At 66.9% G+C, this 4,898-nt stretch carries 6 protein-coding genes and 1 pseudogene; 4 read left to right on the forward strand and 3 right to left on the reverse strand.

Going from position 1 to position 4,898, the window contains the following annotated elements; translation table 11 throughout:
- Positions 1-432 precede the first annotated feature (432 nt).
- Positions 433-1,056: an SMI1/KNR4 family protein gene (locus GAS53_RS54430; protein WP_192583724.1), complete on the reverse strand. Its 624-nt coding sequence runs from the start codon at positions 1,054-1,056 to the stop codon at positions 433-435.
- Positions 1,057-1,206: 150 nt separating this feature from the next.
- Between GAS53_RS54430 and GAS53_RS54435 the strand changes: the two genes are divergently transcribed.
- Positions 1,207-1,671, forward strand: a complete 465-nt coding sequence (locus tag GAS53_RS54435) for an SRPBCC family protein (protein ID WP_151485241.1) — start codon at positions 1,207-1,209, stop codon at positions 1,669-1,671.
- A gap of 168 nt (positions 1,672-1,839) precedes the next feature.
- The gene (locus GAS53_RS55890; protein ID WP_192583725.1) at positions 1,840-2,328 is read left to right on the forward strand and encodes a hypothetical protein; all 489 of its coding nucleotides are present in this window, start codon (positions 1,840-1,842) and stop codon (positions 2,326-2,328) included.
- A 226-nt stretch (positions 2,329-2,554) separates the two neighbouring features.
- Here the strand turns inward: GAS53_RS55890 and GAS53_RS54445 are convergent, their stop codons facing one another.
- Both GAS53_RS54445 and GAS53_RS54450 read right to left on the reverse strand, forming a co-directional pair.
- Positions 2,555-3,241: an SDR family oxidoreductase gene (locus tag GAS53_RS54445; RefSeq protein ID WP_151485242.1), complete on the reverse strand. Its 687-nt coding sequence runs from the start codon at positions 3,239-3,241 to the stop codon at positions 2,555-2,557.
- Positions 3,238-3,885, reverse strand: coding sequence for a hemerythrin domain-containing protein (locus GAS53_RS54450; RefSeq protein ID WP_151485243.1), 648 nt, complete (start codon positions 3,883-3,885; stop codon positions 3,238-3,240). The genes GAS53_RS54445 and GAS53_RS54450 overlap by 4 nt, the downstream gene beginning before the upstream one ends.
- A 110-nt stretch (positions 3,886-3,995) precedes the next feature.
- Between GAS53_RS54450 and GAS53_RS54455 the strand changes: the two genes are divergently transcribed.
- Together GAS53_RS54455 and GAS53_RS54460 are read left to right on the forward strand one after the other, a co-directional pair.
- Positions 3,996-4,607: a TetR/AcrR family transcriptional regulator gene (locus GAS53_RS54455; RefSeq protein ID WP_151485244.1), complete on the forward strand. Its 612-nt coding sequence runs from the start codon at positions 3,996-3,998 to the stop codon at positions 4,605-4,607.
- Positions 4,608-4,791: 184 nt separating this feature from the next.
- Positions 4,792-4,898, forward strand: a pseudogene (locus GAS53_RS54460) (IS5/IS1182 family transposase); the annotation flags it as partial.

A 4,898-nucleotide genomic window follows, 5' to 3' on the forward strand; every position in this document is an offset into this window, starting at 1 on the left:
ACAGCCTGACATCGTCAAGGTCCCCACCCATAACCACACCAACGACCGACCTGGCCAGCAGTCACGACAAGCACCGTTGCAGTACTAGAGGGACCCGGGGACCCGCGTGCACCTGGCTTGTACACAGGCTGGGCGTCGCGGGATGCATATTGCGCAGGGCACACACAGTGGTGTGCAGGGCCTGGGCGATCCGGTCGACGTCCAGTGCGCCGTTGCCCGGGTGCCGGGCCTCGCACTCGCCTCCCGAGCAGGTAGCCGCGCATTCACGCCCTTCTGATCGGCTACGACATACGGCGGGACACCACCCTGTGCGCCGACCACCCCGACACCCTAATCGCCGCTATCACCTGGCCGACTCTTGTCCGGTCGCATGGCCGTCGGCTACGACCTGCGGCCCCGAGATTCGCCCCGATCTCTGCTGATACCAGGGCCTCACGGAGGTCCGTACCGGTTCTTGAGTTCCTTCATGTCCCAGACCACCGGCACCTCGTCCCCCTGGGCATCCGCGTCCTCCCAGTACGGAAATCCGTCCTCGCCAACCGTGATCACATAGTCCAGGAGATCCGTGGTGGACCCGTCGGCCAGGGCTTGTGCGGCCCAACTCAACAGGGCATCCAGCGAGGCGTACTGGAGCTGATTGTCGAACCGGCCACCGTCACCGTGGGAATGCCGGCCGATACGGCCGAATCCTTCGCCCCGTGCCGTCTCGACGAAGAGGGAATCCCCGCACCCATCAGTGACCAGAGGTAACCACGACGAGTGCCAGTACCGCAGCTCCTCGGGAACACTCCGCTGGTCCAATCTGATCCACTGCACGTACTCTTCGGCGATCTCATCCGCGCTCAACAGGCGGTAATTGCCGGGCAGCAGACCATCCCCCGAACCGTCATGACGACGCAGTGACGCCACCACATCCCCGGGGAACGCAACGCCGCACGCGCGTTCCGCCGCACGGACGACGTCAGCGCCTGCGGCAGGAGGCAGCGCCGCGTATGCGGCCGGCGCACTCTCACGCAGCCACTCCTCGATCCGCAACCACGAACGGTCAATCGTCATGGCAGGCATCGTCGTCCGTACCCTCACCCATGCGCCAGATCCTCATCGCCTGATGCCACCCGATGTTCAGGATGACAGGGAGGGGCTGCGGCCCGTCGTGAGGCGCTGCTGCCTGGGCGGCTGTCGATTCCCGGTGGTTCCATGGGGTGCATGACCAGCAAGAAAGTCGTCGTGGAGCGGCGCATCGCCGCGTCGCAGGGGGCCGTGTGGGAAGCCCTAACCGATCTCAGGAGCATGGAGCGGGTGCTCAGCGGCGTATCGAAGATCGAGGTTCTCACCGACGGGGTCTTCGACGTCGGCACGCGGTGGCGCGAGACCCGACGCATGTTCGGCAAGGACGCCACTGAGGAGATGTGGGTGACCGCGAGCGAGCCGCCCGAGCGCTACGTGGTGGAGGCCGAATCTCACGGCACCCGATACGTCTCGGAATGGCTGCTCCAGGCGGATGGCCCGGCTACCGCGACGGTCCGCATGACGTTCACGGTCGTACCGACTCGCGGCGTCACGAGCCTGCTCGCCAAAGCCCTTGGCCGCGTGGGTGCACGGGCCGTGAGCAAGGCGGTCGCGAAGGACCTCGACGACGTGGCCACCGCGGTGGAGGGTCGCAGCAGCTGAACCGTCCCCTGCCGGATCCCAGGACCTGTCGTCAACTGCCTCCTGCCGCGGGACGACGTCCATGCATGACATACCTTGACACCTCATGTGATTGTCAGGGCACGTAAGGGCCAAGTCTCGGAGTGTGTGGTGGTCGGACAGGTGGTTCGTCGAGGTGTTCGGCTCGGGGTGCGCATTGGATTGGTGCCGGCGGTCATCTTCGGCTCCGTGTGGCTCGTTGCCGCCGCGATGTGGCTGTCCACGGGGACGCATCAAGGTGGCCTGGCAGGTCTCATGCGTGGCATTACCGCGGTGGGCGGAAGTATGGGGGTCGGCGTCCTGCTCGGTGCGGTGACCGGTGGCGCACTTACGCTGTCACCTGAATGGCTTGCCGCTCGGGCGCCGCTGCGGGGACTGCTTGCCGGAGCCGTCGCAAGCACGATGTTCCTGGGTGAAACCGCCGTTGTGGCAGTCGCAACCGACGGAGGCTACGGGCCGATGCTCCTCACGCTCCTTTCCACGCCGGTGGCCGGTGGTGTGGCAGCAGCGCACAGCGGTGACATCCTGGGACGCACGCAATGTCACCCCTGGTTGTGGGGCACACAGCATCCTCGTCCGGACGAAGCCGGCGTGGGCCGGTCATACGAGCAGGGTTCCGCGAGCGGTGATGACCGCTGATCCTCCGACTTCGATCGTGTCCGGTTGTTGGCCGGTGCCTTCGGCCCTGGCGAACATGCGTGACGGGCGGCCCATCTCCACTCCTTGCAGGATCTCGATCTGCTTTCCCGTACGGGATGAGTCCGCATCCGCCAACGCTCTCCCGAGCCTGCGAAGCAGATGGCGGCCATGTCCGGATGGCGTGCCAGCGCGCGCAGATCGGGTTGTATGCGGGCGAGGGCCGCGGTCAGGTGGCCAGCAGGCCGCCGTCGATGTACAGGTCGTGGGCGTTGATGCCGGTGTTGCGGAGCAGGAAATCGGTGGCATCGGCGATCTCCGCCATCGTCACCAGCCGTCCGATCGGTGTCTGGGCCGAGTGTGGTGGGTTGGGAACGTCGCGCCATTTGGGGCTGTCGCCGATCAGGCCCGGATGCAGGGCGTTGACGCGGTGCGGGGCTATCTCCACCGCGAGTGTCTTCACCAGGCCGGTGATTCCCGCGTTGAAGGTGGTGACGACGGTCGAGCCGGGGTACGGGCGTTCTTTGGCGAGCCCGCCGAAGAGAACGACGGAGGCGCCCGGGTTGAACCGGTCGCGCAGCACACGGACGGTCTCGGCGTAGCCGACGAGTTTCATGGTCACAGCCGTGACGGCATCCGTGATGTTGAACTGGGCCAGCGTGTTCGCGGCCTGTCCCACCGCGGTGATGACGACGTTGTCGACGTCCGTCACGTCGGCCAGCGCGGCGCTGATCGTTTCAGGCTGGGCAAGGTCGAGGGCCAGCCCTCGTGTGCCGGAGCCGATCCGGGCGGCGATGGTCTCCGCCCGTGCCTTGTCCCTGCTGGTGATGATGACGTCGTCACCGCGGTCGGCGAAGTGCTGGGCGATCACGCCGCCGAGGCCGCCGCTACCGCCGACGATGAGTGTGCTGGTCATGCGATGGCCGTCCTTTGGTGGTTGGTTGCCTGAAGGCTGGAGAGAGCGGTTCGGGCCTGCTCGCGCATGGCGGGGACGAGCGGAAGAGCGGCTTGCGGCAGGTTCGCCGTGATCACCGCGAGTTCGGCGGGGGTGCCCACCTGCTCGAAGAAGCCGATGTTGAGGTGGGCGGCCACGGGTGGGGCCGAGGCGATCACCGCGCGGGAGAACTCGGTCCAGGCCTCATCGGACATGTGCGCCGCCAGTGCGGGAAACAGCACCGGTTCCTCGTGCTCAAGGTGCGTGTGCACCAAGTCGCGCACCGTCGCTGCCGCGGCAGCCAGCCCCGCCCGGTCCTCACCGTCCTGCACGGGAACGACGGCAAGTGCGTCCAGCGCTGCATCAAGTGCGTCGTGTTCCGCGCTGAGTTCGAGCAGCCCGGCGCCGGCCGCGGGGTCAGTGGCGATCAACTGCGGCCAGAGCACGTCGTCTTCGCTCTCGTGGTGATGCCGCAGCGCCGCCACCAGGAAGTCACGCAGCTCCGCCAGCGCGGCCTGCGGGGCCGTATCGCGCTGCGCGGCGTCAACCAGCAGGGATGTCGCCGCCCGATGCATCTTGTGCAGCAGCCGGGTCTCGGCGATCGCCGCGGACTCCGGCGGATTCATGGTCACAACAGGCTCCGTCCCATCGCTAATGGCCACTTGGATATTAACGGTACAGCAGCCGACGAGGGCTCCGATGGCCGGCAGTACAGTGATCACGTGAAGGAGTCGCCATGAACGATCAGGAACTGCTCGGGAAGCCACTGCGCAAGCGCCGGCGGGACCCGGAGGGGCACCGGGCAGCCATTCTGGAGGCGGCCCGCCACACCTTCACCGAGCGCGGTTACGCCCGCACCACCCTCCGCGAAATCGCTCGTCGAGCCGGTGTGACCCACGGCCTGATCTCGCGTCACTTCTCGACCAAGGAGCGGCTTTTCCTCGCGGCAGTACCGGGCAACCGCGACCTGGAGCAAGTAGCGGCCGGGGACCCGGCGACGCTGCCCGACCGGATCGCCCACGGCTTCGTACAACGGATGGAGACCGACGCCGTCAACGACCCGCTCGTCGCCCTTCTGCGCAGTGCCGCGTCCGACGAGCGAACTGCCGCTCACCTCCTGGCCGCGATGCAGGAGCACAGCGTCACCGTCTACCGGTCCGTGCTCTCACCCGACGCACCGTCAGCAACCGGCGACGACTTGGACACCCGCGTAGCACTCGTGGGGTCACAACTGATCGGAGTGACCTTCAGCCGGTACATCGCGCGCACCGAACCACTCGCCTCAATGGCACCCGAGCAGCTCACCGAACACCTCACCCGGATACTGCGGCACGTTCTCTTCGACTGATGCCCCCGCGCGTCGGCCGGCACAGTAAGCAGGGGTTTCCACAACGCGCAGGTCCCGGGCGAGCGTGAGGGCGGCGCCCATACCGGACGGGCCCCGCGCCGACCACGATGCAGTCCGCGATGCCGGCTTCGCTTTCGGTCATGGCACTTACAACGGCTAACACAATGAGGTGGATCGGTCCTGGTTGCCGTGTCTGGGGCGGAAGTTGGGCGTTCGGTCCCGTGTGGGGATGTCGCCGTGGATCGTGTCGGATGAGCTGTGGGATCACCTGGAGCCGCTGCTGCCGCAGCG

The organism is Streptomyces albicerus (assembly GCF_008905045.1).
Classification (GTDB): Bacteria; Actinomycetota; Actinomycetes; order Streptomycetales; family Streptomycetaceae; genus Streptomyces; species Streptomyces albicerus.